26 protein-coding genes are annotated in these 24,477 nt (G+C 62.6%); 20 read left to right on the top strand and 6 right to left on the bottom strand.

The window, feature by feature from the left end:
- The first annotated feature begins 3 nt into the window (after window positions 1-3).
- From WDLP6_RS30810 to WDLP6_RS30770, 9 genes are all read left to right on the top strand, one after another.
- Window positions 4-342: a hypothetical protein gene (locus WDLP6_RS30810; protein ID WP_162571040.1), complete on the top strand. Its 339-nt coding sequence runs from the start codon at window positions 4-6 to the stop codon at window positions 340-342.
- Between the two features lie 132 nt (window positions 343-474).
- Window positions 475-1,389 (top strand): hypothetical protein, encoded by a 915-nt coding sequence (locus WDLP6_RS30805; RefSeq protein ID WP_162571039.1) that lies wholly within the window; start codon window positions 475-477, stop codon window positions 1,387-1,389.
- Between the two features lie 26 nt (window positions 1,390-1,415).
- The gene (locus tag WDLP6_RS30800) at window positions 1,416-2,336 is read left to right on the top strand and encodes a protein phosphatase 2C domain-containing protein (protein ID WP_332106004.1); all 921 of its coding nucleotides are present in this window, start codon (window positions 1,416-1,418) and stop codon (window positions 2,334-2,336) included.
- Window positions 2,329-4,056, top strand: coding sequence for a hypothetical protein (locus tag WDLP6_RS30795; RefSeq protein ID WP_162571037.1), 1,728 nt, complete (start codon window positions 2,329-2,331; stop codon window positions 4,054-4,056). Before WDLP6_RS30800 ends, WDLP6_RS30795 begins: the two co-directional genes overlap by 8 nt.
- Window positions 4,057-4,216: 160 nt before the next feature.
- Window positions 4,217-5,455, top strand: coding sequence for a nicotinate phosphoribosyltransferase (gene pncB / locus WDLP6_RS30790; RefSeq protein ID WP_162571036.1), 1,239 nt, complete (start codon window positions 4,217-4,219; stop codon window positions 5,453-5,455).
- Window positions 5,456-5,466: 11 nt separating this feature from the next.
- A complete protein-coding gene (locus WDLP6_RS30785; protein ID WP_162571035.1) occupies window positions 5,467-5,685 on the top strand; it encodes a hypothetical protein in 219 nt (72 codons plus the stop codon).
- A gap of 232 nt (window positions 5,686-5,917) precedes the next feature.
- Window positions 5,918-6,418, top strand: a complete 501-nt coding sequence (locus WDLP6_RS30780) for an alpha-ketoglutarate-dependent dioxygenase AlkB family protein (protein ID WP_232076893.1) — start codon at window positions 5,918-5,920, stop codon at window positions 6,416-6,418.
- A 246-nt stretch (window positions 6,419-6,664) separates the two neighbouring features.
- Window positions 6,665-7,165, top strand: coding sequence for a hypothetical protein (locus tag WDLP6_RS30775; RefSeq protein WP_162571034.1), 501 nt, complete (start codon window positions 6,665-6,667; stop codon window positions 7,163-7,165).
- Window positions 7,166-7,170: 5 nt separating this feature from the next.
- Entirely contained in the window at window positions 7,171-8,028 is an 858-nt protein-coding gene (locus WDLP6_RS30770; protein ID WP_162571033.1) for a hypothetical protein, read from the top strand.
- A gap of 419 nt (window positions 8,029-8,447) precedes the next feature.
- Here the strand turns inward: WDLP6_RS30770 and WDLP6_RS30765 are convergent, their stop codons facing one another.
- Entirely contained in the window at window positions 8,448-8,678 is a 231-nt protein-coding gene (locus WDLP6_RS30765; protein WP_162577705.1) for a hypothetical protein, read from the bottom strand.
- 214 nt (window positions 8,679-8,892) lie between these two features.
- Here WDLP6_RS30765 and WDLP6_RS30760 point away from each other — a divergent pair, with 214 nt between their 5' ends.
- The 8 genes from WDLP6_RS30760 to WDLP6_RS30725 all read left to right on the top strand — a co-directional run bounded on the left by WDLP6_RS30760 (window position 8,893) and on the right by WDLP6_RS30725 (window position 15,716).
- Window positions 8,893-9,624, top strand: a complete 732-nt coding sequence (locus tag WDLP6_RS30760) for a nucleotide-binding protein (protein WP_162571032.1) — start codon at window positions 8,893-8,895, stop codon at window positions 9,622-9,624.
- Window positions 9,621-10,172, top strand: coding sequence for a nucleoside triphosphate pyrophosphohydrolase family protein (locus WDLP6_RS35260; RefSeq protein ID WP_232076894.1), 552 nt, complete (start codon window positions 9,621-9,623; stop codon window positions 10,170-10,172). Before WDLP6_RS30760 ends, WDLP6_RS35260 begins: the two co-directional genes overlap by 4 nt.
- Window positions 10,173-10,230: 58 nt before the next feature.
- A complete protein-coding gene (locus tag WDLP6_RS30750) occupies window positions 10,231-10,749 on the top strand; it encodes an NADAR family protein (protein ID WP_162571031.1) in 519 nt (172 codons plus the stop codon).
- A 135-nt stretch (window positions 10,750-10,884) separates the two neighbouring features.
- A complete protein-coding gene (locus tag WDLP6_RS30745) occupies window positions 10,885-12,594 on the top strand; it encodes an NAD+ synthase (protein ID WP_162571030.1) in 1,710 nt (569 codons plus the stop codon).
- Window positions 12,594-13,112, top strand: a complete 519-nt coding sequence (locus WDLP6_RS30740) for a hypothetical protein (RefSeq protein ID WP_162571029.1) — start codon at window positions 12,594-12,596, stop codon at window positions 13,110-13,112. The genes WDLP6_RS30745 and WDLP6_RS30740 overlap by 1 nt, the downstream gene beginning before the upstream one ends.
- A 44-nt stretch (window positions 13,113-13,156) precedes the next feature.
- Complete coding sequence (locus tag WDLP6_RS30735; protein WP_162571028.1) at window positions 13,157-13,669, top strand: hypothetical protein; 513 nt, start codon at window positions 13,157-13,159, stop codon at window positions 13,667-13,669.
- 124 nt (window positions 13,670-13,793) lie between these two features.
- Window positions 13,794-14,405 carry a hypothetical protein gene (locus tag WDLP6_RS30730; RefSeq protein ID WP_162571027.1) on the top strand — a complete coding sequence of 204 codons (612 nt, stop codon included), beginning with the start codon at window positions 13,794-13,796 and terminating at the stop codon, window positions 14,403-14,405.
- A gap of 198 nt (window positions 14,406-14,603) precedes the next feature.
- Window positions 14,604-15,716: an NUDIX domain-containing protein gene (locus WDLP6_RS30725; RefSeq protein ID WP_162571026.1), complete on the top strand. Its 1,113-nt coding sequence runs from the start codon at window positions 14,604-14,606 to the stop codon at window positions 15,714-15,716.
- Window positions 15,717-16,695: 979 nt separating this feature from the next.
- Here WDLP6_RS30725 and WDLP6_RS30720 read toward each other — a convergent pair.
- The 4 genes from WDLP6_RS30720 to WDLP6_RS30705 all read right to left on the bottom strand — a co-directional run bounded on the left by WDLP6_RS30720 (window position 16,696) and on the right by WDLP6_RS30705 (window position 20,524).
- Complete coding sequence (locus tag WDLP6_RS30720; protein WP_162571025.1) at window positions 16,696-17,043, bottom strand: DUF4145 domain-containing protein; 348 nt, start codon at window positions 17,041-17,043, stop codon at window positions 16,696-16,698.
- Between the two features lie 89 nt (window positions 17,044-17,132).
- Window positions 17,133-17,843 carry an HD domain-containing protein gene (locus WDLP6_RS30715; protein ID WP_162571024.1) on the bottom strand — a complete coding sequence of 237 codons (711 nt, stop codon included), beginning with the start codon at window positions 17,841-17,843 and terminating at the stop codon, window positions 17,133-17,135.
- A gap of 88 nt (window positions 17,844-17,931) precedes the next feature.
- Window positions 17,932-18,309 (bottom strand): hypothetical protein, encoded by a 378-nt coding sequence (locus WDLP6_RS30710; protein ID WP_174258344.1) that lies wholly within the window; start codon window positions 18,307-18,309, stop codon window positions 17,932-17,934.
- A 130-nt stretch (window positions 18,310-18,439) separates the two neighbouring features.
- Window positions 18,440-20,524, bottom strand: coding sequence for a hypothetical protein (locus WDLP6_RS30705; protein WP_162571023.1), 2,085 nt, complete (start codon window positions 20,522-20,524; stop codon window positions 18,440-18,442).
- Between the two features lie 117 nt (window positions 20,525-20,641).
- Between WDLP6_RS30705 and WDLP6_RS30700 the strand changes: the two genes are divergently transcribed.
- From WDLP6_RS30700 to WDLP6_RS30690, 3 genes are all read left to right on the top strand, one after another.
- Window positions 20,642-22,219, top strand: coding sequence for a hypothetical protein (locus tag WDLP6_RS30700; RefSeq protein ID WP_162571022.1), 1,578 nt, complete (start codon window positions 20,642-20,644; stop codon window positions 22,217-22,219).
- Between the two features lie 179 nt (window positions 22,220-22,398).
- Window positions 22,399-23,016 (top strand): hypothetical protein, encoded by a 618-nt coding sequence (locus WDLP6_RS30695; RefSeq protein WP_162571021.1) that lies wholly within the window; start codon window positions 22,399-22,401, stop codon window positions 23,014-23,016.
- Between the two features lie 70 nt (window positions 23,017-23,086).
- The gene (locus tag WDLP6_RS30690; RefSeq protein WP_162571020.1) at window positions 23,087-23,914 is read left to right on the top strand and encodes a hypothetical protein; all 828 of its coding nucleotides are present in this window, start codon (window positions 23,087-23,089) and stop codon (window positions 23,912-23,914) included.
- A 21-nt stretch (window positions 23,915-23,935) separates the two neighbouring features.
- Here the strand turns inward: WDLP6_RS30690 and WDLP6_RS30685 are convergent, their stop codons facing one another.
- Window positions 23,936-24,466 (bottom strand): HD domain-containing protein, encoded by a 531-nt coding sequence (locus WDLP6_RS30685; protein WP_162571019.1) that lies wholly within the window; start codon window positions 24,464-24,466, stop codon window positions 23,936-23,938.
- Window positions 24,467-24,477 lie beyond the last annotated feature (11 nt).

The raw sequence follows: 24,477 nt of genomic DNA, 5'->3' as shown, positions 1-24,477 counted from the left end.
CACATGACTCGCAAACTTGCCCCCTTCGGCCTCGCGGCCGCCCTCCTGCTGCTGCCGCTGGCAGCGACCGCAGCCGATGACGACCTCTTGGCTACGGCAGGAAAAATCGGTTACGGCCTTCGGGTTGCCGAAAAGTGCGGCATGCCCTCCGACGCGCTCGAGCGTCTCTCGGACGCACTGGCCGATGTGGTCGCCGCGGAGGCGGACCAGAGCGGTGCCGACCGCCTGGCGCTGGGTAAAGCGGTCCACGCTGCCGTGGACCGGGCCAACAACGAGTTCCCCGGGAAGCCTCCGCTCGAGGTCTGCACCAAGGTCATAGCAGACCTGGAATCGCTCACCTGACCATAGCCAGGGTCCACGCGCTTGGCCCTAAGGCGGGCTTGCGCGGCCCTCGCGCGGTTTCTACACGTCCCAGAGCATTTCTATCAACGGGCCCCGAGCCCAAGTACGACGCACTGCGTCAAAGGAACTTCCATGGGACGTGAACTCAAGCGAGTCGCACTGGACTTCAAGTGGCCGCTGGAAAAGGTCTGGAAGGGCTTCCTGAATCCGTTCAGCAAGCATGCCCGACCGTGCCGGCAATGCGGCGGGCGAGGCGAATCGCCGCAGCTCACCGAGCTGCATAACCAGTGGTACGGCTACTCGGCCTTTCGACCGGAGGACAGAGGCAGCAGGCCCTGGACGACCGAAGACGCGCCCATCATCGCGTTCGCGTCGAGGAACCTGGAGAGCGCACCCGGGTTCTACGGTCAAGGGCCCGTCGCACTGAATCGTGAGGCGCAACGGCTGTGCGACCTGTTCAATCAGCAGTGGAGCCACCACCTCAACGACGACGACGTCGCAGCTCTGCTGGAGGCTGACCGCCTCTGGGACTTCACTTCCACGTTCAGCCCCGGCGACGGTTGGGTGAAGAAAGAGCCGGCGGTCGTGCCCACTGCGGCGCAAGTCAACGCGTGGAGCATCGGAGGCATGGGGCACGACAGTATCAACTCCTGGGCTGTTATCAGAGCCGAATGCAAGCGGTTGGGCCACCCGATGTCGTGCAGCGCGTGTGAAGGCGAGTGTCAAATCTGGCGCACCAACCGGCTGAGGAAAAAGGCCGAGAAGTGGACTAAGGTGGAGCCTCCGGCAGGGTTGGGCTACCAGATTTGGGAGCACACCACCGAAGGCAGCCCCATTTCCCCGGTGTTCGCGACTGCCAAGGAACTCGCTGCCTGGATGGTCACGGAGTATCGGCATCGCCGTGATGAAGGCAATTTCACCTCGTGGATGAAGTTCATCGAGGGACCGGGATGGGTGCCGTCGGGGGTCATCGGGGGTGGCAGGCTCTTCCACGGAGCCAACATCGTGCGCGCTTTCGAAGAAGAGCAGGAACCTGCAATCGCGTAGCACAGCGTTAATTCGGGCCGCCAGGGATGAATCAATCCTTGGTGGCCTTTTCCTGCGGTTCGATAGTTGCACCAAGCAACGAACGAAGCTACACTGAGCATCGCAAGCAAAAGGGGTTGAGCATGCACACAGACCATGCCGTGTTGACAGGGAGCAGCCATACCGCAGCGGCGACGGCGTGCCAGGACTATTGCCTTGCGGGCTCGGCCGAAGGAGTCGCATGGGCAGTGGTCGCGGATGGGTGCTCTAGTGGAGGGGCCTCGGACCTCGGCGCCCGTGTCTGGGCGCTTGCCGCACGACGCGTCCTCATTCGCGCTGCGGGGGAGCTGCTGCCCGCCTACGAGCTGCAGCGCCGCGTGCTTGAGAGGGCGGAGCCCCTATTGGCCAACCTCAGCACAGAGGACGGCTTTTCGACGCTCGGCGTACTCCAAAGCGATGGTGCACTTGTGCGCTGCTGCCTGTTCGGGGACGGAGTCGTCATCGCCCGACACAGGGACGGAGGCCTATCCGTCTGGTCGGTCGAATACTCTGCGAATGCCCCGTTCTACCTTCAGTACCTCCGAGACCCTGCCCTGGAGACTGCCTACGACGAGCAATACAGGGACCAGCTGCGGAACTGCGTACGTACCAGGCTCGATGCCAACGGCGGCGTCCTGGGCAGCGACGTTTGTGCTCAGAGCTCGCAGGCGCCGGCTTGGGAGCTCACCCTGGACGTGAAGCGCCAGGACCTGGATGCCGTCTTTGTGTGCAGTGACGGGCTCGGCACGACCAAGGAAGGCCTTGAGGCAACGGCTGCCGCGGTGGCCGCAGTGAAGAACTCCACAGGGGAGTTCGTGCGTAGGCGGGTGGCCAAGCTTGCTCGAGACTGGCTGAAGGCGGGGGGCATGCCGACAGATGACCTCGCGGTCGCCGGCATCTGGCTTGACCGGGAGCCGGGCGATGAGTGAGCGCGTCACCGTCTACCCGGAAGGAGGCCGAAGCCTTGTGTTGACGGGAAACGACCACCTTGCCACCGGTGGCGAAGGTTCGGTCTACGTCAAGGGGGACACGGCGTACAAGGTCTACCTGGAGCCGGCCAAAGCAATCCGGGCGGGCATGGAGCGCAAGGTCGCCGCCCTGGCGGCCATCAAGCACCCCGGCATCGCCGCTCCGCAAGCCATCCTTCGAGACAAGAATGGACTTTTCATTGGGCTGTCGCTGCCGAAGGCGCCCGGAGAAGCCCTTTACAAGGCATTCACGAACAGCTGGAGGGACACCCATCAGTTTGGCCTTACCGAGACGGCGAAGGTTGTAGAGGCCATGCGAGGCATCACCATCGCCGCTCATGACCACCAGGCCTTGATGGTCGACGCCAACGAGATGAACTGGCTCGTCCACGGGTTGCTGCCAACGGCAATCGATGTGGACTCCTGGCAGCTGCCTGGCTTCCCTGCCACGGCAATCATGCCCTCCATCCGCGACTATTCCCAGAACGAGTTTTCCGAAGGCAGTGACTGGTTTGCCTGGGCCGTGGTCACGTTTCAGCTGTGGACCGGCATTCATCCCTACAAGGGTACCCACCCGGACTTCAGTCGCGGGGCGCTCGAGGAGCGTATGCGGTCGCGCGCGTCCCTCTTTGACAGCAAGGTTCGCCTACCGCCCGCAGCGAGGCTCGTGGCGGGCATCCCGCCCGCCTTGCGCGCTTGGTACGAACTCACCTTCGCTACCGGAGAGCGCTCGGAACCGCCGTCAACCTTTGCGAGCACGCTTGCGACACAGACCGCGCCGCGGCTGCGCGTCCGGCAGACGCTCGCAGGCTCCTTGAAGCTGGAGCGCCTTGGCCACGCTGGCGACAAGATTCTGGCCGCCTTCAACGGCTTTGTCGTCGCGCGTGGCCCCTCGGGCCTGGTGCTTTGGGATGCGCTCGCCAAGTCGCCCGTAGCTGATGTCACTGAAGGCGAGCTGCAAGAAGTCCTTCGGCACGAGGCCGCCATCGTCAGGACGGCTGGTTACCGGGTCGTGTTACGGCTCCGGCCAGGGGTGTCGCTTTCCTGTCGCGCGCTCGGCGGGCCGTCGGGCAGCAACCTCCCCTCGACCGCTCTACGAGTCTGGCAGTCCGGGAATCGCGTGTTCGCGCTTGCGCCTGGCGTGTCGAACGGTCTGGTCGAGGTTGACGCCGCTGAGCTGGGCGGGCGCCTGGTGCTGGCTGTGCGCCAGCAATGGCCGGCAGCCATCCTCTCGACATCGTTTTTCCGAGGAGGCTTCGTGCAAGACTGCCTGGGCATGCCTTTCGTGGGGGTGCTTGAAGGGGACGGCGTGCTGCAGGGGCCGGCCGAGGGCCTGAAGGGCTACAAGGTCGCCGAAGGGTTTGGCCTTGACCGGTCGAATGTCTGGCTTACGGCTGTCCGCCGCGTCGACGGTGAGACCGTCCGACTGTCCCTTGCGTTCAAGGCCGGGCGGTGGGCGGTTGAAGAGGTGGTGGTTGTTGCGACGCTGGGGGTTGACGCGGCGGCCAGCTCCTCGGGTGTCGGGGTGCTGCGCGAGGAGGACGCTCTCGTTGTTGCCAAAGGGGCGGCCCGCAAGCAGATTGACAGGAGTGGGTTGGCCGGCGAGCTGCGGCTCTTCTCGCTCGGCGCCGGTATAGGAGCTTTCGAGGACGGCGAGGTGATGAAGCTCAGCTTGAGCTAGTTCGGCAGGATGCATGTAGGCGTCACCTCGATGCACGCACAGCATGGTGAGGAAGAGAACGACAGGCGCGGCCTCGCCTCTTTCGTTAGTTGCGCGGCGCAACGAACGGTGCTATACTGCACGTACACCTTCCCGCGCGGCAATGCCGCCACCTCAAAAAATGACCGCTTTCACCGCAACCCAGGCCTCCGCAAGAGAGCCCTTCGTTCCTGTCATCCGCTCCCTGCTGGAAACCGACCTCTACAAGTTCTCGATGTTGCAGGCGATGCTCCATCGGCACCCTGGTGCACACGCGGAGTATGCGTTTGTCTGTCGAAACAAACCGCAGTTTCCGCTGGCAGAGCTCGAGGCGGAGGTGAACGAGCAGTTGGACGACCTGTGCACCCTGCGCTTCAGTGAAGACGAACTGACCTATCTGCGCGGCCTGCGGTACATCAAATCGGACTTTGTCGACTTCCTTGCGCTGTTCCACTTTCAGCGCAAGTTCATCAAGGTTTCCGTGAGCGGGGATGCCCTGAACATTGTCGCGACGGGACCTCAGGTTCACGTCATGATGTTTGAGATTTTCGTGCTCGCCATCGTCAACGAGCTTTACTTCCGCAATGTCGACCAAGCTCTCGCGCTAGAAGAAGGCCGCGCGCGCCTCGCCGAGAAGATTGCAATGCTCAAGGCCTTCGGCAAGGAGGCGCCACGGCGCTTTCCGTTCGACCTTTCCGATTTCGGCGTGCGCCGACGCTTCTCTGGTGCATGGCAGGACGAGGTGGTCGCCACCCTCGCGCGGGAGGTCCCGGAATACTTCAAGGGCACGTCCAACGTCTACCTGGCGCGCAAGCACGGCCTGGTGCCAATCGGCACGATGGCGCACGAATACCTTCAGTCCTACCAATCGTTTGGCGTGCGCCTGCGCGACTTCCAGAAGGCCGCCCTGGAGGATTGGGTGCAGGAGTACCGCGGTGACCTCGGGATTGCGCTCACGGACGTTGTTGGCATGGACGCGTTCCTGGCGGACTTCGACCTGTACTTCGCAAAACTGTTCGACGGTCTGCGCCACGACTCAGGTGACCCGAAGGTGTGGGGCGAAAAGGCCCTGGCCCACTACGCCAAGCTGCGCGTTGACGCAGGGACCAAGCGTCTGGTGTTCTCGGATGGCCTCGACATCCCGCGTTCGCTCGACCTCTATCGCCACTTTGCCGACCGCGTGCAGGTGGGCTTCGGTGTCGGTACGAACTTGACCAACGACATGGGCGTCCCTGCGCTGAACATCGTCATGAAGCTCATGAGCTGCAATGGTCAGCCTACTGCCAAGCTGTCCGATTCCGCGGGGAAGACGCTGTGCAAGGACGAGACCTTCCTGGCGTACCTCCGGCAGGTTTTCAACCACACGGCGCCCGCCGTCTGAAGGGGCACTGCATGGCGCACATTCTCAACAGGGGCGGTTTCGTCCGGGTTCGAGCGGACCACCCCGACGGTCGTCGGGCGGGCAAGGACGCAATGGTGATGTCCGTCGATGGCGAGGACCTTGGCCTCTACTTTGGCCTGGACCGCGCGAACCGGCCTCAGGACGTGTTCTGTTCCGGTACAGAGGCATGGAAGCTCGCGGAGCTGGACCTGGCCACAGCGGATGCGTAGCAGGCGCGGAGACGGCCTCGAGTAAACCACCTGCCTACACGAGGTTCAACCCTCAAAGGCCCAGGAACAGGCCTGCAACCTACTCTCTCAAATCGCGATTCCTCGACAACTTCGAGCTGGCCGTTCTGCTTGCGTTCGGCGCGGGCATGACGGTCATCGGCTTCGCTGCCACCGCCGTCGCGTAATCGGACCGAAGCCCGCCTCCTGGGGAAAGAGACCGCTGCAAGGACCTATGGACAACTCGTTCTTCTCAGATTTCATCGGCCCGTTCCCTGACGTGCTGTGGGAACCCGCCTTCCTCACTCCCGCACACCATGCGGAGCTGCTTGAGTTCTGCCTGGACGGGATTCAGTGGCAGACCAAGATGGCCAGCTGGGGCGGTCGCCTGGTGGAGTTCCCCCGCCAACTGGCTTGGTTCGGGGACGTGCCCTACGCTTACTCCGGCATCCTTCACCAACCGGTGGCGATGCCCGCCCCCTTGAAAGCCGTCCGTCAGCGCATAGAGGCCTACCTTTGCGACCATGGGGTGCCGACGGACCTGAATAGCGTCCTGCTGAACCGCTATCGAAGCGGGAATGACTCCATCGGCATGCACTCGGACGACGAGACCCAGTTGGGCCCGCAGCCCGTCATCGCCTCAATCTCTCTCGGGGATTCGCGAACCTTCGTCTTCGAGCACAGAAGACCGGCATGCGGCACAAGAACTCGCTCCCAGGGGGCTCGCTCTTGGTGATGAAGGGCGATTGTCAGAACGAATGGCGCCACGGCATCTTCAAGGAGCCTGGCGATTCGAGTCGGGTGAACCTTACGTTTCGCAGAACCTTTCGATAGCCGGAAAGGGCTTTGCCAGCAGGCAGCCGCCCTGCTCCGGTCGCTCGGCTGCTCACCGGTCTCACGCTAAGAGCCTAAAAAGGCTAAGCGACTGCACGCTTACGCTGTTTACCTGGTACATTCGGTTGCAATAGAAGGAGCTTCCAGAATGACCACCGTGACGATGCACCTGCAGAAGAAGCTGAAGTCCATGCGCATCCAAAGCGGCGATGCCCGCCGCGTATTCGACGCCCTACGGTCCTATGAAAACAAGATGGAAACGGTCACGGTTGAGCGGCTCGTCAAGCTGACTAAACTTGGACCCCGACGAATCCGAACGGTACTCAACGCTCTGGAAGGCCTGCAGATGGGCAAACTCGTTCTTGGCCGTCGCGGGATGAGCACGCGCTTCGTCTGGGACGAGGGATTCCGCAAGTTCGCGACCATCCTCCCGGCAGCTCAGCCGAACGAGCCGAAGGATGTCGACCCGGTGGCCGCCCTCATCATGAAGTCCGTGGGCAATGCCACGTCGACCGTGGTACATGAATGGGCCATCCAGCTGGACACGCGCCGTAAGGCGAGGATTCAGTTCCCGGAGACGGTCACCCGGGCAGACCTGGTCAAGATTCAGTCGTTCTGCGAGAAGTACAGCGCCCAGCTGCCGGCCTGACGCCGGTGTCGCGCGCCGCCGCCCCCTTGGTACCCTTGGCCTGTTTGCAGGACGGGGCCGAAATCTTCGTTGCGAGCGGAGGCTATGCGTTCGACCTCCCTGACGGCGAGCGCACCGAAGTCCCGCGGCTTGTTGTGCTGCTCAACCTCGATGCCGGAATGCAGCCAAGTGCCGCTGCGTTGGCTGGGCAATTGCAGGGTGTGACCGAGCACTGGGTGCGAGCGTCTGCCAAGGACCTGTTGCGAACCTTAAGCGAGCTGCTGTCCCAGTTCCGGCCATCAGGCCTGATTGTGGTAGCGCAGCTTCCGGCGCGGAGGATAAAGGAGGCCGAAGCGGTTGACGCCGCAGTGATGGCAATTCGTGCCAGCGGCCGTCATCAACTCGAGCTGGTGCTAGGCGTTGCGAGTGTGCCGTGGGAATGGGCAAGCCTGAAGACGGTGAAGGCGTTCGCGTGCGGGCCGGCAGGCAAGGTCGCTGATGCCGCTAGCGCCGTCTTTAAGGTAGCCTCGACAACGATGGCCGCGTCGGCGCTGCAGGAGCTCGATGGGGCGGCAATGGGTGAGTTCTTTGGGCCCGCGAACGCGCCCAGCAGCGTTGTTTCGGGTGCATGGAATGCAGACGTCGGCTTGGTTTGGCCAGGAGGGGCGACGCCTTGCCTGCAGAGTTCGGCCACGCTCATCGTCCCCTGCTGGTGCGACCCTCGACAGGCTGTTCACTCCGCGGCGTGGCCACGGGACACGGTGACAAGCCTGACTGCTGGGCACTTCACAGCTCGTGAGCCCCGGGAGGCTGTCGCCGTCTGCCGTCCGGTTGATGCTGCCGCCGTCCATCAGGACACGGACGGGTTTCTGGAGAACAAATGACTACAGCACGGAACCTCAATTTGCTGACCCGCGACCAGCGGCCGAGCGCGCCCAACCTATGGCCATCCCGGTCAACGCTGAACTTCACAGATGGCCGTGGCAGACCGCTGCATACGAGCACAAACCGCCGCTTCGACCTCTCTGACGGGTTAATGGCACATTGGCCGCGTGCCAGCCGCATCGTTTATCTGGGCGTGTCGACGAAGTCACCGTCTTGGGTGACTTGGACAGAGGAAGCACTGCGGGAGATTGAGCGGCACATCCGGTATGACCTCGGATTCGACGGCTACGGCGTCACCCTAACGAGGCTCACCCCGCAGAGGCGCCGAGCGCAGCCCTGCTCGACCGAATTTCGCTGGAAATTGCGGATTCGAAACCGCTAGCAGCGGGGCCTCCCGAGCGCGCGCTCGGGGCTGGCGTCAGTTCGCGGCTTCTGCCAGCGCCTTGCAAGACGGGGCGCAGACGAAGTGTGTCCGGCCCAGCAGCTGCTTGGATTGCAGCAGTGAGCGGTTGCGGTGAGTGCCGCACTTGAAGCACGACATGGTCGAACTTCCGAAGTTGCCGCCCACTGCAAAGGGCGAGCCGGGGGTTTTGTTGCGGTAGCGAAGCCCGCCGGAGTCGATGGAGGTCTGGGGTGCTGCTTTGGACATGGAGCTCTGTAGGTTCCGTCGATGTCCCAGCGCAGGGGAGTGACGGTTTCGAGAAGTGCGGATTTTAACCGAGGCCCAGTCGACGAGCGTAACGAAGGGGTAACGGGTAGTAGCGTCTCGGCTTAGGCCCCACCCCCCGGCTAAAACGTTCCCCTAAACGAGGAAGTGCTGTGGCCCATCAGAGGCCGTGGCGTCAACTTCCTCCGGAGAGCGCATGTACCCAATCGTGATGGTCGCAAATTTCAGCGGCAACGTCGGAAAAACAACTTTGACGCGCAACTTGCTTGTGCCACGGCTCAAGGACGTGCGGGTCTTTGCTGTGGAAGACGTCAACGCTGGATACAACCAGGGGGAGGCCGTGCAGCTCTCCGCCGAGCAGACGAGCGCAATCCTCGAGCAAGCCATCGAAGCGGCCATGTCCGCACCCGTCATCGTCGACGTGGGCGCTTCGAACGTGTCGAACTTCTTTGCTGCTCTGTCGAGCTACGACGGCATGCACGAGTTCATCGGCAAGGTGCTGGTGCCCACCGAGCCTTCGGAGAAGGTCCAGACGGACACCATCAGCACCCTGCACTTCCTTATCGAGAAACTTGGCTTCGACGAGGGGAAAATCATGCTGGTGCTGAACAAGGTGCCGCCGCGTCGCGGCTCAGAAGTGGTGTTCGGCAAGCTGGTCGAGGAGGCAGCCAACCTCGGCGTGATGGCATACGGCGAAATTCCGGAGAGCGACACGTTTCAGCTGGCCGCGTCGCTGGGCAAGACCATCGAGGAACTGGCCGCAATGGACCCGAAGCAGCTCCTGGCCGACTCGAAGGCGCTGGCGGCAGACGGCGGCGACCCGAAGGCCGGCGTGCGCAACGTGCTGGCGGCCGCGAGCGCCAAGAAGCTCAAGACGCAGCTGGACCTAATCTTCAGCAACCTCGGCATCGAGGCAGTCGACGCATGAGCGCGGCCCGGCAGTTCGCCGCTGCTCGTACGGTACTGGGCTCCATCGCCATCTGCGTGCTCCTGGTGCGTAGCGCGGCCTATCTGGGCGCTGAGCTCGAGCTGTGGATGGAGCATCTTGCAGTCATCGTGGGCTTGCTCTTCGGCCTTTGGGTGGTCAAAAGCTCGCGCGCTGCAGAACCGGCCCCGGCGCCGCCCCTGCCTGCTGAAGCGAAGCCGTGCACCGACATCGACGAGTACGCACAGTTCACCGTCGACCTCTGGATGAGCGGTGATGGCGACAAGCTGGACCTGCGCCAGCACACCGTCATGTCGCTCGGCCTGTCGGGTGAGACCGGTGAGGTCATGGAGCTGCTTAAAAAGTGGCTTCGCGACGGCAAGCTCGACCGCGCTCACTTGCGCAAGGAGCTGGGTGACGTGGCCTATTACTGGGCGCGGCTCTGCCGGGCGCATGGCTTCACGCCGTCCGAAGTGCTGGGAGAGAACCAGCACAAGATTCTCGGCCGCAAGGCGCGCGGAACGATGCACGGTAGTGGCGAAGACCGCTGAGGTCCTATAGGTCGCTGTCCTGTCGCTAGACCGGATAGGAAACCAACAGGACATCACAATGAAGCTTCTTCGCACCGAAATCGTCACCTTTTGGGGCGCGCAAAGCCCCCTTTCGAACTGGAACATAGGAAAGTTCACCAGCCGCGGCATCGACTTCAACTGCTCCGAGCAGCTGATGATGTACCGGAAGGCCGAACTGTTCGGGGATGCCACCAGCATGGCAGCCATCCTGGTAGAGCCGGACCCGCGCGAACAAAAGGCCTTGGGCCGGGCCGTGTCAGGCTTTGTCAAGCCGATTTGGGACGCCGCAAGCGAAGCGGTGCTTTTCGAGGGGCTCTTCGACAAGTTCACGCAGGTCGCGTCTGCGCATGGCGTGCTCATGGCGAGCGAGGAGAAGCTCATCATCGAAGCGAGCCCGACCGACCGGCTGTACGGCGTGGGTCTTGCGGCCTATGACCCCCGCATTCTTGACACCGAGACCTGGCGCGGCGCGAATCGCCTGGGATACCTCCTGATGCGTGTTCGCTCCGCCATCCGTTCGGCTCAGCGCGCAGCGCCGGCACCGACGCTCTTCTAGGCACCACCCGTCCGAAACTTCGAATCACCCACCGCATTTGCGGTGGGTTTTCTATAGCCGCCGTTAGTTGCACCGTGCAACGAACGATGCTATACTGTGCATGTTTCCCAGACAACACAGCTGCATAAAACCACAATGATTCGCATCACCTCCGCTCAGCTCAACCTCACCGTCGGCGACATCTTCGGCAACGTTGCCAAGATGGCCGAGGCGGCGGCTCAGGCCGCGGCCGCCAGTTCCGACCTGGTCGTCTTTCCGGAGCTCGCGCTTACCGGCTACTACCCCGGAGACCTGCTGGACGAGCCCGAGTTCCTGGACCGGGTCGAACTCGGCTTCGCCCAGTTGTTGACCGCGTCGAAGGCGCATCCGGAGCTCACCTGGGTATTCGGCCTTCCGCGCCGGCGCAGCGGCCCGGGGAAACAGCTGCACAACGCGCTTTCTGTCATCCGTGACGGCAAGGAATGCGGGATGTACGCTAAACAACTCTTGCCGACTTACGGTGTCTTCGACGAACGTCGCCATTTTGAGCCGGGCCCGGACCGTTCCTGCGTGGTCAACGTGCAAGGCACGAGAGTTGGCCTGCTCATCTGCGAGGACGGCTGGAACAACGATGGCTCCGACTACATCGTCAACCCTTTCAACCGCCTCCGTGATGCAGCACCGAACCTTATTGTTTCGCTGAACGCGAGCCCCTGCGACATCGGGAAACGTGAGGTGCGCCACCGCGTGTTCGGCCAGGCGAGCGCGGTGAACCAGCTCCCAATCTTCTACGTCAATCACATCGGCGGGCACGACCAACTGGTCTACGACGGCGGCTCGTTTGCTGTCGTCCCGACCCGCGAGGGATACACAGTGCAATACGAGGCGGCGCGTTTCATGGAAGAGGTGCGCACGCTGGGGTTCGACAACGGGCGCTTCTTCGCAACCGATGACAAGGAACTACCGGTCGTGTCCGTCGAAGGCCTGCCCACGATGGAGTTTTACCGCCAGCAAATCGTCCTGGGCTTGCGTGACTACGCTCGCCGTTGCGGGTTCAAACAAGTCGTGGTCGGCTCGTCGGGCGGCATTGACAGCGCGCTAACGCTCGCCCTGGCCGTTGAAGCACTCGGGCCAGAGAACGTGTCGGCCATCACGATGCCGTCAAAGTTCTCCAGTACGGGCTCTGTCAGCGACTCTGAGACGCTTTGCCGAAACTTGGGAATCCCACTGCTCACACACGCTATCAAGGACGTCGTCAGCGCCTTCGGCGCGGGCTTCGAGGCAGCCTTCGGGCAGCCGCTGAAGGGGCTTCCCCTGGAGAACCTCCAGGCCCGCGCCCGCGGGACCATCCTGATGGAGTACTCGAACGCGTTCGGTCACTTGCTGCTGACCACCGGCAACAAGAGCGAAATCTCGGTCGGCTACTGCACGCTTTATGGCGACACGAATGGCGGCCTCGGCCTCATCGGGGACCTCTACAAGACCGAGGTGTTCGAGCTGTGCCGCCACATCAACGCGACGGCCGAGCGCGAAATCATCCCTGTGGCCATCATCGAAAAGCCCCCGTCGGCGGAACTGGCGCCCGACCAGAAGGACACCGACAGCCTGCCCCCCTACGAAGTGCTGGACGACGTGCTTCGCATGCTCATCGAGGGCGGCCGCCTGGCTTCTGACGAAAAGGCCAACGCAATCCGCCGCGTCAGCGATTTGATGGAAACCGAGGAAGGCCGCGCGCTGGTTCTGCGGGTGCGAACGATGATTGCACGGAACGAATACAAGCGTCGTCAGGCACCTCCCATCATCCGTGTCCGGGCGCGCGCGTTCGGTAGCGGCCGTCAGATGCCCATTGCCGCCAAGGTGGTCTGATGCCCGACGCACCCAAAAAAGACTACAACGACCCTCAAAGCCACGGCTACTTGGCCGACCTGCTCGAAAGCCCGGGGAAGCTGGGCCTGGCGGACCATGTGGTGAAGTCATTCAGCGCCGGCCTTGACGGGCTGCTCGAGCTGCCGGTCGGCGAGGGCCGCAAGGCGGCTCTGTTTGCCTTCAACAGCGGCGTGAGCGCCGCCATACGCCGAGCTGAGCTCTACGGCGAGAACGTGCGCCTGAAGGAGCAGCTTAAGCTCGAGCGTCCGGAGCTCAGCGAGCTCAATGAACTCGCCAGGCAAGCCCGGGGCCAGATGGCGACTGTGGAGCGCAAGTTCAGGGAGGCCGCGAAGCTGGAGGAGGCGAAAGGCGTGGATATCTGGAAGACAAGCTGGTGCTGGTTCGAGCACGAGTTGGCCGTATCCGCGAATTACGTGAACCACATCTTTGGGCGGTTCGAGTCGAGCTTGGCCAGCCCCGCCGCTCCTGACTCGCCTTCTGACGCGCCCGCGTCCTGACCCCGCGGTTTTGCCTGCCCTGCTCCGCTGCCTTAAGGACCACGATGACTTCACAGAAGAACTACAACGACCCCCTCAGCCACCACTACCTCAGGGGCCTGCTCGAGTCGAACAGCGCAGACGGCTTGGCAGGCTCCGCCCTGGACATCTACAGGAAAGGCCTTGACGCCGTCCTGCAGCTTCCGGAGGGAGAGCACCGGGAAAATGGACTGCGCGCCTTGAACGCGGGGCTGGCGGCCGCCGCGAGAAGCAATACGGCTTGGAATCAGAACCGTGACTTGAAGGTTCAACTTGCCACGGAGCAGCCCGCTCTTTCGGAGTTCAACCAGGTGGCTGCCGGCATCCGCTACAGCCTAACGGAATTGCTCAAGAAGTTTCGGGCTGTCTACGGTCAGGAGGTGGCCAGAGGCGTCGACATGAGCAAGACGGCGTGGCCCTGGTTCGAGCACGAGCTCATCGTGACGGAAGGCGGCGCCGAGTACCGGATGCGCAGACTTCAGAAGCTGATTGACGCCGGCGAGCTGCCTCAAACGGTGCTTGAGACCCTTCCCCGTTGACCGCCGTTGGCGCAACGGTGCTGTAACGGCCGGGGCCGGTAGTTGCGCCAAAATTGCTACACGCCGCACAGACCTCAAATCCGGGCCCGCCGTTTCGCGCGCTCCACCAAACAAAAGGACATTCATGACACAGCTTGACGCCAACCTCCGATACAGCCTCATCGGGTTGAGCCAGAAGCAAAGCCACGTACTGGCTGATGCACTCGAGCTCGTGGGGCGACTGGGCATGGGCCAGCTCGAATACCTGATGGAGTTCGTCCGCTACGGCGGCATAACGAGCCAGAAGGGCGAGCCCTTGGCCAACGGCGCGCTGCTCGAGGGCGACAAGCTGGTCGAACAGCTTAAGGCCGTACTGACGGGCTACACCCTCGGAGGCTCCAAGTCCATCGGCAGCGAATCCACCCCTACGGATGCGAAGATTGCGTTCGAGCTTTACAAGGCCATTCGCCATCGCCTTTCCTGGGTGCACACACCCGAGGGCGGACACGGCGTGCATTTCACGGACCCCTATCTGCTGAAGCACACGGCGGAGCCTAAGGTGGCCCTTGTTCCCGAAGGCCCCGCGGCGTCGTCGCTTGACCAACTGCCCCCAGGTTGTTTTGTTGGCGAACGCGACGGTCGCTGGACAGTGGTGCAGCCAACCGACTCGACGTGGGCCGTCATTGCCGAGGCACGAGATGCCGCAACCGCGGTGGCCAATGCGCGGATAAAGCTTGGGCTGACCGACGGCATCTGACCTCCACTTTCATTTTAGGACGCCCCAATCACGGGGCGTTTTTTTATGGCGCTTGGTTGCAGCAACTGGGCGCCGTTTGGTGAAGAAGAAAAGAGGAAACGGCTCTCAAACGACATTGCTTTCGTTAGTTGCGCAGTGCAACGAACGATGCTATACTAAAGGCCTGCGCAGGCCTTGCGCTTTTTCACACCATAAAGCATGACTTCCCCGCTCCCACCGTCTTCCTTCGACCTCGCTGTCTATATCGGCCGCTTCCAGGGCATGCACCTCGGCCACCAGGCCCTCATCCTCGACGCACTGGCGCTCGCACCGCAGGTTGCCATCGTCCTGGGCTCCGCCTTCCAGGCGCGCAGCCCCAAGAATCCCTTCACCTGGCAGGAGCGCGCCGACATGATTCGGCTGGCGCTGCCCGAATCGGACCGCGAGCGCGTGTTCTTCGTGCCGGTCCGGGACTACTACGAGGACGCTGACTGGGTTGCTGCAGTGCGTGCCGGTGTCGCCGAGGTGGTGCCCGCTGCCCGCAAGGTCGCGCTGGTCGGACACTTCAAAGACCACACGAGCTATTACCTGAACCGATTCCCTGGGTGGGCGCTTCAAGAGCGTCCCCGATTCTCGGACCTGGACGCAACAGCGATTCGCAGTGTCCTGTTCGACACCCCTGGCCAGCCGCGCGAAGCAATTTTCATGTTGCTCAAGCCAATGGTCCCCGCGGGCGTCTACGACTACCTGACGGCCTGGTGGTCGCTGCCCTGTCGGTCGACCCTCGCATGGGAGGCTGAGTGGCTGCGTGGTTACAAGGCAAAGTGGGGGCATATCAAGTCTTCCAACGCCGGCGACGCGGTGGTCATCTGCGGTGGGCATGTCCTGCTCATCCAGCGAGGTGAAGGCGCGGGCAAGGGGCTCTACGCCGTGCCCGGTGGCTTCATGGAGGATGGCGACCGCTTCTATGAGACAGCGGTGCGGGAGCTTGCGGAGGAGACCGGGCTCGCCTTCCTGGATACCACGCTGCTGGACGCGCTCGAGGACTCGGCCGTCTTCGACCACCCAGGTCGCAGCCCGCGCGGCCGCATCATTTCTCAGGCCTTCAAGTTCAATCTCGGAAACCTGCGACTCCCGGAGGTCAACGCGCAGTTCGACCCTGATGGAGGTGCCAAGAAGGCGCGATGGGTGCGAATCTCTGACCTGGCACGCATGGAAGACCAGTTCTTCGAAGACCACTTTCACATCCTTGACCACTTCCTGCGCATTACGTCGCGACCGCTCGGCGTTGGTCAAAAGAGTGCATCCCGACAGAAACTGTCGATTGCCTAACGCCCTCCCCGGCCGGGAGGGTTGGCAGCGCATGGAAAAGCGGAGCATGTGCTCCGCTTTCGGTATTTGTGAAGGCGACGGTGTTCAGGCCCTTGGTGTCACAGAGGAACCGCTGACCAACCGTGCCAAGGGACCTCCCGGCGAGCCTGGAGCCGGGAGCCAACTCAGACCATACTTCTTGCGGTCCGGGATGGAGAGCGTACGGACAGGCTGTTGGAAGGCTGTGTTGCGTGAGGCCTTTGGGCCGCCCGCCGGCGGTCCCGGCGGCGATGTCCGGGGCCGGGCCTCTGCGCGACGCCGGTCGTCCGCATCGCTCCAGTTGACCGCGAAGGCCATCAAGGTCGCGATGACCGCGAGCACGAGCAGGCACTCGAAGGCGTTCCACGCTGCTTTGCCTCTCGGGTTCGGCTTGAGCACGTCCGGTGGCGTCCAACTGCTCGAAGTCTCGCGTTTCACGCTCGGACTCCACTCGCCAGGGCGGCTAGCGGCATACGATTCGCGCGTTGCCTTTACCGCGCTCGTGGTAGGCGTCGCGGGGCTGCCCATGCCTGAAGCGGAAACCCCCGCGCTGAAGCCTTGGTATGTCGGCGGGCTTCCACCTTCGGGCTGCGCTTGCCGCCATTCAACCGTCGAGAGCACGTCGGGCGGCGCTGGGGAAGCGGCGGCTGGAAGCGGCGCGCCCGGCTCAGGTGAACTGGCTAGCGCGGGGTCCGGTAAAGCGCATGCCTGCCCGCTTTGGCTGGCTTCCTGAACGGCGGCGTCGACCAGCTTGTCCGGGACGTCACAGAGCTTGTGCTCAATTTTCTGAAGTTCCCGGTTGAAGACCAGGCACTGCTCTTTGGCAGCTAGGGCACTTGTGGATAGCTGCATCGCGGTGAGCGCGATGGCAGCAAGGAGCGCCTTTCGTTGTGTTTGCATGGGGTGCTAATGATTGGTATATAAAACGTCTAGCAACCTCGTGCATAAAATTGGCTCGCGCTTAATAAAAACCGCGGGAAAATCCCCAGATTCCGGCCAAAAACAGCCCAAGCACCACAACTGCACGAGCCTTCGCCAGGAGGCCGGTGCCCGCCGAGCCCAACGCGCGCTGCAGTCGCCGCGACTCCTTGGCGAAATCGCGGCGGCTTCCGAGCCGAAAACCGTCGTCGTGCAGGACCTTGTTCCTCATGGTGGCAATCCAGCGCAGGCCCGGTTCGGTGTTTGGAGGCAATCGGTGGCGCGCGGCAGTCGTGAGCGCGTGAAGCCCCTTTCCTCGGGCACCATAGCGTGTGGCCAGCAGTTTTTCCAGCCGGCGGGACCAGGTGATGACAAGCTCGATGTCGGACATGCAGCGCAGAAGTAGTTCTCGCGTCTAGGTATCGAGCATAAAAAAAAACGCCCCTGGATGTGAGGGGCGCTTGGGAGAATTACCGCAGGCTATGCGGCCAGGACAGCCCTACGGGCTTCCGCCAGGGCAGTGAGGCGCGTTCTGTGAACGGCGACGCCGGCGGGCGTGTCAATGGTCTCGTAGGGAGGGATGGGGTTCTCAAGCAGGAAGCGGAACGCCTCGCGCAGGAAGATTCCCTGCCGATAGTCGCGATGCAGCTGCCCGGCCCGGCCTCGCTTGTCAGCCTCGACGGCTATCAGGAAAGGCTCGAGCAACTCGGGCTGGGCAACGAGCGGAAGCCGCTCGAACAGCCGAATCACGCCCCGTGGGTTCATCTCAAACGCGCGGTGCACGTTGAGATGATGCTCGCAGACGAGCAACGCCAGGGTCTTCCAGTCGTTCGGGACGCCGAGCCTGTCGCTCACCTCAGCGACCGGAGCGAGGCCGGCGTGCTCGTGGTTGATGTGCTGGGGCAGCTCGCCCTGTGGCGTCAGCGCCTTGCCCAGGTCATGGACGAGAGCGGCGTAGCGCACCTTGGGGTCTGAGGACAGCATCGCTGCGGCCTCCAGGGTCAGCTCGATGTGCCTTCCTGTGTCGATTTCGGGGTGGTGCTCCGGGCTTTGCGGGATGCCGTAAAGCGCGTCGACCTCTGGCAGGAATCGTCTGAGCTCACCGCTCGCGCGAAGACGAGCCAACTCCTCATGAGGGGCTGGGGCAGTTAGCCAGGCGAGCTCGGCGGGGATGTCAAAGTGAATCGTCATGCAATTTCCTTGGGGTTCTATTGCCCGTCTAGACACGAACGGCCCGCAGCCCCCAAAAAAGAGCCTACCAGGTTGGTAGGCTCTTGAATCAGGCAGCGAGCTGCATGTTCGGTTCGTTCGAGGCGTGGGTGCCGCGCAGCTGGACCGGGACGGGCCGGCCATTCGCTTCGCGGAGGCCAACGCGCAGGGTGTCCACCGCGTCCTGCTGGTCCAGCCCTTGGGCGCGCAGGCCATCGATGGTCTGCTTGTAGAGTTCCTTGCCAAGGTACAGCCCCGAGGCCGATGGTGCAGACTTACTCGCAGCAGCCTTCTTCGGCGTTGCCCGCTTGGCGGGAGCCTTCTTGACAGCAGGCTTTTTGGCCGCAGGAGCCTTCTTCGTGGCCGGCTTTTTTGCCGTGCCAGTCGCCGCAGCGGCCTTGCTGGATGCGGTCCTCTTTTTGGCCTTGGCCGTGGTCTTCTTGGTCATGGTGATGGTGTCCTGTCCTTCTGGTGAGCCCCGTATCGGAGGGGTAACGACATGTCTAGCAACCGGGACACGCCCTGCTAAAAGAAAAAGCCCGCCGAAGCGGGCTCTATGTAGAGGAGCTAGCAGCTCATCACTGGCCTGGAAGCACGGGCTCGTTGACGATGCCACCTACGGTATTTCCAACGCCGCCGTTCCCCCCATTTGCCGGCACCGGCGGAGGCTCACCGCCCGGGGCGATGTCTGCCATCGCGCACGATTGGGTACGCACGCGAATCCAGCCTTCCCCGTTGCCGGCAACGATGACGCGGAAGGAGAGGGTGTTGTACCCCGCGACCAGGAAGGGGCGAAGGTCAACATAAGCGTTGAAGAACCAGCTTTGGTTGAGTTCGGGGTACCCGCAGCCAGTGCCTGTTAACGGGTTGGGGTTGAGGTTGTTGATGTTGTGCAGGTACTTGACCATGAAGGGCCTGCAGCCCTGCCCACAGGTGTACCCTTCCACGGTCGGATTCGATGCATCGCCACCTACGCCGGACATCTGAGCGTCGCAATAGTCGAAGGACTGGGGCGCGCGAATCACGCAGGTTTGCTCTTCCAGGGTGTACCCCTCGGGGCACTGGCAATTCAACCGGCCCCCGAAGCAGCTGGCGGGGGTTGAGTCGACGATGGCCCCTCCTGCACACTCGTACTTCCCGGTCGCACCAAGGGTGCAGCCGGCACTAGCGGGGAGACCGGTCCCTGGCGTCGTGCTGAGCTCCAGTGTCTCCATGCCTGGGGCGGGCCCAAGGAAAACGATGTGCTCGTTCACCTTGACCATCATCCAGTCGTCGAAGCCCTCGGCAATCATGGCGAATTCATCCGTCGCTTTTGGGTTGCCTGTCGTGAACCCGACAGCTCGGTCGTAGACGCCCGAGGGCCAGTAGTTGTCGCCAATCGTGCCGATGTAGAACTCGCGCACCGGTCCGACTTGCGACACTTGATTCACCGCCATGTCAGGTGAGGCTGCAATGTTGTCGAAGTTGCCGCTTCCTGCAGCGTCCGAGCGCAGGGGCGCTACGTACAGGATGTTAGGCGTGCTGTCGTGGCGCATCAGGCTGTTGTCGCCCGGATGCGGTGAAATCACGTACGTATCGGGGCTAAGCCCTTGAAGCTCGCCGATAGGGATTTCCTTCGAGAACGGCTCAGTCGGAGAGGCCATCTTCCCTTGGAACTGCTGAATCGCTTGGTACTGAACCAGACCGGTGGACGGCGTAGCCAGGTACCGCTCGGCGGTTAAGCTCAACGCGTAGCCGAAAAAGCCGGAGTTCTTGAGCGAGCCGCAGCTGACAATGCGTGCGTCATAGGAAATCGCGCCCTGTGCGACCATGTCGCCGTTCGCGTCTTCTACGTACACCGGCTCGAGCTGGCGCACGTAGTCGACGAAGGCCGCCGTTGCCCCATAATCGTTGAGCAGCTGCCGGATAGTCGTCGGCCCGTAGCAGATGCCCGGGTAGTAGCCGTGGTCCATCAGGCAAGCCAACTTGTCCGAGCCGGACTGGTCCTGGTCATAGGCGCCGCCTGTGTCCACCGTGACACGGCTGGTGATGGGCTCCCACTTCTTGTTGCGCACTTCGTATGAGAGCATCCCGGCGAGGGGGCTATTTGCCCAGCTCTGAGGGAGGCCATCCACCATGGTCTTGGGCGTGTATTGGGCAAGGATGAAGACAGGGTCGCTGTCGATGATTTTGGGGCTGCCGTACACAGCGCGGCCGCTGGTGTCGATGTTTGCATTCCAGGCCATGGCCTTCTTGCGCACACCGGTCGCCGTGGCCAGGTTGAATTCCTGGGTAAAGGAGAAGAAAGCATTCGAGATGCCTTCCTTCTTGATGTACCGCCCCACCTTCGTTGTGAACGCGTTCTGGTTCATCTGCATCCACATCTCTGCGGCCATCAGGGCTGCTTGCTGGGTGCTCGGATTTCCAATCGGGATGTTCGGGAGCGTCCCGACGTCATAGCCTGAAACCTCCGTCACAAGCCTGTCGGCAGCGAGCCCCCCCGACGCTACCGCCAACGGGGCAACCCGAGCATGCGCCACGCTCTCGCCCTTGATATTGACCTCCTGGCTGCTGTACAGGACGGTCTTGAAGGGAGAGGACGTCAGAGGACGCGCCCGCGGCGTCTGCGCGAGGCTGCTTGTGCCGACAAGCAGCGCGGCAAGGATGATGAACAGGCGTTTCATTGAGGTGAGGCCGGGTTGTGGTGTACGCGGTATAGGGAACGAGGGTTTAGCCACGCCGGTTCGGCCTGTCTAAACCGCCGGTAGCTAGACGGCGTAACGTCTCAATGAAAGCTGAAAATGCTTAAGCCATTTCTGCGCTCCGTCTCCTATCTCGTGATGGCAAGCTTGCTGTTCACGGGCATGCCTGCGCCCATGCCCAAGGCCTTCGCGCAAGCCGCGCCTATCAGCAACTGCGCCAACGTCCTCGCAGCCGACCAGGGCATGGACCCCGCCTGCAGTGCGAAGCGCTTCGGCAGCCAGGTCGTCGCCTATCCCAAGCTCCAGTGGGAGCGCATTGCCGAGGTCCCAGCCCCCACGGTGACAACCGGCGGAGGCGTCTTGCCGCCCTCGACCGAATCGTTGGCCATGGCCAATCGTGCTGCAATCGCGCTCGGCGTTCCCTCCAGCGAGGTCACGAGCGCCGTCCAGATGTTTCCGTCCAACGTGCCTTTCGTGTTCGCGCGCTACAACCCGCTGGACAACACGATGTCGGTCGACATCTTCAAGCTCGAAAAGGGTGGTAGCGGCAACAGTGTGACATCGGGCCTCTACCATGCGAAGTTCGCGCCGAGCCACGGCAACTTCTGGAAGGCGTCCGGCGCCTATCTCGACCCTCAGCGCCGTATCGCAGGGGACACTCCGGGACTGAACCCCTTCGAGGCCTTCACCTGCCCGGCTAGCACGACGTTCTGCAACCTGAGCGTGTCGGGAGCGCAAGTGGTTGTGGGACATGCAATGCGATATGTCGGAGCTCCGCTGAGCGTCCTTGCGGTTGCTCAAACTCGGTTCGACCAGACGCAGACCAAGAGTGGCAACGCCTTTAAGAAAAAGGTGACCACCAAGGTCTACGGGATGGCAAAACCCGCATGGCTGATTGGCTATCCCGCCCAGTTCCAAGCGCGCTCGAGCACCATCCCCATGGCCGCATACTGCGCCAATGACCCTCGCGCCACAACCTGTGCCCTGTACCAGACGGCAAGTGCCGGCGTCATGTTTGAGCAGTACGAAGGCGGCTCGCTCTCCGCGTATGAGGACGCCTGGCTTATCGACCAATGGACGAAGTCCGGCCTTGGCTGGCTCGCTGTGCTGGTCGTCGCGGTGGTGCTCAGCTTTACCGTTGCAGGCATTGGTGCAGCCGTCGGTCTGAATGCCGCGGCCGCGACCGGCGCGGTGACGTCCGGCGTTGCGACAGGCGTCATGGGCGGCTACCTTGCGGCTGCTGGCGTCACCATGGGTAGCCTCGCCATGTCCGTGGCGGTGGAGGCTGCGCTTATCGGGGGCGCGATGATGCTAGGGGGGGCCGACCTCAGTGGCCCCTTGAAGTTCGGCTACAACGCCATTTATGGCCAGGTGGAGAACGTCAAGGGATACAACGACCCCCCTAACTACGACAAGAACAACCAGCTGCTGAACATGAAGGTCGTCCCCCTGACGCACAACGAAATCACCGGAAACGCGTACGGGAACGCGCTGACTGGCTTCGCAACCACCTTTCAGGGGACCTGCCCTCCTGGAGCGGCCTTGGCCAACTGCGCCGGTGCGACTGGCGTCATCCAGCACGCGGACCAATATATCGAGCAAAATCAGGTTCAATTCTTGCGGGATAACGGCGGAAAGATTGTTCGCAACGACGCGGGTGGCGGGTTCGGCCAGTAAAGGGGCCCATCCTTCTCATGCCACACAACGGCGCCGACATCTAAAATCGTCGGGGACCGTTGGCTTATAGGGATGGCATATGGTATAGGCCGCCTTTGTGTGCTAAAATAGGCGCACTAAGTACGAAAGAATTCCGACAACGGTCGGCGCAAAGATTCCACCTATATCAAGGCAAAGAAGTGAAGATTGTTTCCCGATTCGCCGTGGCCATCACGGCAGTGATGCTGTCGGCATGTCAAACTCCCATCATCCATGGAATCAACAAGACGCTCAACGCTGGGACGGGGCTTCCTGCGAACATGCAGCATCGGAATATCGCGGCTGAAGTCGTGCTCGACGAGGCTTGGCCCGGCAACTACCCCTTTGCCAATCGCAATATTCTCTACACCTTCGGAATCGAGTCTGGCTCTCCGGAGTACGACATGCGCGTAGTTCGACTGAACATCCGGCAACCCGAGTACGGCGCGTGGGTGAGCACGGGGCAGAAGGTATGGCCGACGTCGGCCATGGTTCCTGACCACCTTCGGGCCCTGAAGGCGGGCGACCGCGTGGAGGTGCGGCAGACTGGCATGTACGACGTGAACAAGGACTTTGTGGCCAAGGGTGAAGGCAACATCGTCGTAGGCGTCCTGTGCAGCAAGGGTGACCCTGGATACGACGACTGCTTGAAGAAGCTCCCGCGCATCGGGAAGTTCCCCGGCTTCGGCGAGACGGGAACGCTCTACCCGGCAAGCGTTCAGGAGTACGGTTTTACGTTCACGCCGAAGTACGACAAAGACGGCAAGGCAATCCGCTGAGGCATCCGGGCCCCCGTTACCTAAAGGCCGCGCCCTCGCCCGGCGCGGCCTTTCTACATCTGGCGCATCAATGAGTACCAAGGTCTATACCGGCTTTCGAATGACGGCCAAGCACTTTCCTGAGGTGCTTTCGAGCCTCGGGAGGGCCTCTGCTCAGCTGGCTGACTTGGCCGAGCGCCAGCAGAACCAGTTCCTGGCGCTGCGAGCGGCTTCATTCGTCGACGCTGTAGCACTTGGCAAGGCTTCGGCAGGGGCGGGAGCGGGGCAGAGCCCGCTGGAGGCGGCGCAGGCCGAACTTGAGGCTCGGCAGGCAGCGATTCGCCGCACAAATCGACGCGACCCTGCGGTCGACTTTGAAGCCAAGTTCGTGTTGTGGCACTGCCGTCGCCAGGACAGCTACCTCGGCCTGCTCCAATCGGAACTTCCCGGGGCCCTGAACCGGGTTCTTGGCTTGGGCGTCGCACGGGCATACGGCTATTGGAACAACACGGACAAGCCGGACGATGTGTCGGTGCTGCAGTGGAGCAAGCGCCGGCTCGCCTGGGATGAGTGCCTGGATGGCCGGTCTGGGCCGAGCTTCACCGTGGAGGTGCCTGAGCCCGCCTGGTTGACGGCCGCGGAGGTGTTCAAAGCCCTCCCATCCTACGAACAGCGAGTTCGAGTGGCGGTCGACGAGATGGCACTGACGGCCTATTTTGAGGCGCATCCGCTGGATGGAGGCTCTGCCTACACCGCGCTCAGTGCTTTTCGCCAGGCTAAAGCACTTGAAGGAACGCTGGCGTGGCAAAGTGTCCAGGATGCTCAGCGGGTCGTGACTGAAGCGCTGGCGCCTGAGCTAACGCTTTCGATGCTGACCACGGCCATAGGGCAGCCATGCCTGCAAGGGGCTGGCGCATAGTCAGGGCGCCTCCGCTCGGTCTCAGCTGCGGAGGGCGTGGGCCTCGTCGAACAGGCGCTCGAGCAGGGGCCACTCGCCCCGCAGGCCGTCAACCACGGCTTTCGCCCAAGCGAAATACGCCGCCACCCGCTCGTCCGGCCATCCCACAGGCGGGCTTTTGGCCATGTCCCTCAGGTTGCAAATCTTGTCAGCAAGCTTGGCGGCCTTCGCCCTTCGGGAGGCATGAGGCGCATGGTCGATTTGGAACTGTTTTCGCAGTGCCTTCGGTAGGCTCTTGTCGTCGGTCATCTCGAGAACGACCTGAAGGACCTCAGCGCCGAACAGCTCCAGCAGCTCAGCTTCCGTGGCGTCCGTGTCCTCCAGCGTGTCATGGAGAAGCGCAGCGGCCAGGATAACCCCGTCATCGATGCCCGCCTCATCCGCCAGCACCGCGGCCAGGGCGAGCGGGTGGTTGATGTACGGGTCCGCCTGCGCGTCCTTGCGGCGCTGCCTGCGATGCTTCTCCGCCGAGAAGAGCGCGGCCCGCATCACTTTACCAGCATCTGAAGTCATCGTTTAGCTCG

The organism is Variovorax sp. PBL-E5 (genome assembly GCF_901827185.1).
In the GTDB taxonomy this organism is placed as follows: Bacteria; Pseudomonadota; Gammaproteobacteria; order Burkholderiales; family Burkholderiaceae_C; genus Variovorax.
This window is presented reverse-complemented; position numbering and strand designations above follow the sequence as displayed.

Bases quoted from the DNA above. Each gene is read 5' to 3' on its own strand.
- WDLP6_RS30810 (WP_162571040.1), top strand. From the start codon at position 4: ATGACTCGCAAACTTGCCCCCTTCGGCCTCGCGGCCGCCCTCCTGCTG.
- WDLP6_RS30805 (WP_162571039.1), top strand. From the start codon at position 475: ATGGGACGTGAACTCAAGCGAGTCGCACTGGACTTCAAGTGGCCGCTG.
- WDLP6_RS30800 (WP_332106004.1), top strand. From the start codon at position 1,416: ATGAATCAATCCTTGGTGGCCTTTTCCTGCGGTTCGATAGTTGCACCA.
- WDLP6_RS30795 (WP_162571037.1), top strand. From the start codon at position 2,329: ATGAGTGAGCGCGTCACCGTCTACCCGGAAGGAGGCCGAAGCCTTGTG.
- pncB (WP_162571036.1), top strand. From the start codon at position 4,217: ATGACCGCTTTCACCGCAACCCAGGCCTCCGCAAGAGAGCCCTTCGTT.
- WDLP6_RS30785 (WP_162571035.1), top strand. From the start codon at position 5,467: ATGGCGCACATTCTCAACAGGGGCGGTTTCGTCCGGGTTCGAGCGGAC.
- WDLP6_RS30780 (WP_232076893.1), top strand. From the start codon at position 5,918: ATGGACAACTCGTTCTTCTCAGATTTCATCGGCCCGTTCCCTGACGTG.
- WDLP6_RS30775 (WP_162571034.1), top strand. From the start codon at position 6,665: ATGACCACCGTGACGATGCACCTGCAGAAGAAGCTGAAGTCCATGCGC.
- WDLP6_RS30765 (WP_162577705.1), bottom strand. From the start codon at position 8,678: ATGTCCAAAGCAGCACCCCAGACCTCCATCGACTCCGGCGGGCTTCGC.
- WDLP6_RS30760 (WP_162571032.1), top strand. From the start codon at position 8,893: ATGTACCCAATCGTGATGGTCGCAAATTTCAGCGGCAACGTCGGAAAA.
- WDLP6_RS35260 (WP_232076894.1), top strand. From the start codon at position 9,621: ATGAGCGCGGCCCGGCAGTTCGCCGCTGCTCGTACGGTACTGGGCTCC.
- WDLP6_RS30750 (WP_162571031.1), top strand. From the start codon at position 10,231: ATGAAGCTTCTTCGCACCGAAATCGTCACCTTTTGGGGCGCGCAAAGC.
- WDLP6_RS30745 (WP_162571030.1), top strand. From the start codon at position 10,885: ATGATTCGCATCACCTCCGCTCAGCTCAACCTCACCGTCGGCGACATC.
- WDLP6_RS30740 (WP_162571029.1), top strand. From the start codon at position 12,594: ATGCCCGACGCACCCAAAAAAGACTACAACGACCCTCAAAGCCACGGC.
- WDLP6_RS30735 (WP_162571028.1), top strand. From the start codon at position 13,157: ATGACTTCACAGAAGAACTACAACGACCCCCTCAGCCACCACTACCTC.
- WDLP6_RS30730 (WP_162571027.1), top strand. From the start codon at position 13,794: ATGACACAGCTTGACGCCAACCTCCGATACAGCCTCATCGGGTTGAGC.
- WDLP6_RS30725 (WP_162571026.1), top strand. From the start codon at position 14,604: ATGACTTCCCCGCTCCCACCGTCTTCCTTCGACCTCGCTGTCTATATC.
- WDLP6_RS30720 (WP_162571025.1), bottom strand. From the start codon at position 17,043: ATGTCCGACATCGAGCTTGTCATCACCTGGTCCCGCCGGCTGGAAAAA.
- WDLP6_RS30715 (WP_162571024.1), bottom strand. From the start codon at position 17,843: ATGACGATTCACTTTGACATCCCCGCCGAGCTCGCCTGGCTAACTGCC.
- WDLP6_RS30710 (WP_174258344.1), bottom strand. From the start codon at position 18,309: ATGACCAAGAAGACCACGGCCAAGGCCAAAAAGAGGACCGCATCCAGC.
- WDLP6_RS30705 (WP_162571023.1), bottom strand. From the start codon at position 20,524: ATGAAACGCCTGTTCATCATCCTTGCCGCGCTGCTTGTCGGCACAAGC.
- WDLP6_RS30700 (WP_162571022.1), top strand. From the start codon at position 20,642: ATGCTTAAGCCATTTCTGCGCTCCGTCTCCTATCTCGTGATGGCAAGC.
- WDLP6_RS30690 (WP_162571020.1), top strand. From the start codon at position 23,087: ATGAGTACCAAGGTCTATACCGGCTTTCGAATGACGGCCAAGCACTTT.
- WDLP6_RS30685 (WP_162571019.1), bottom strand. From the start codon at position 24,466: ATGACTTCAGATGCTGGTAAAGTGATGCGGGCCGCGCTCTTCTCGGCG.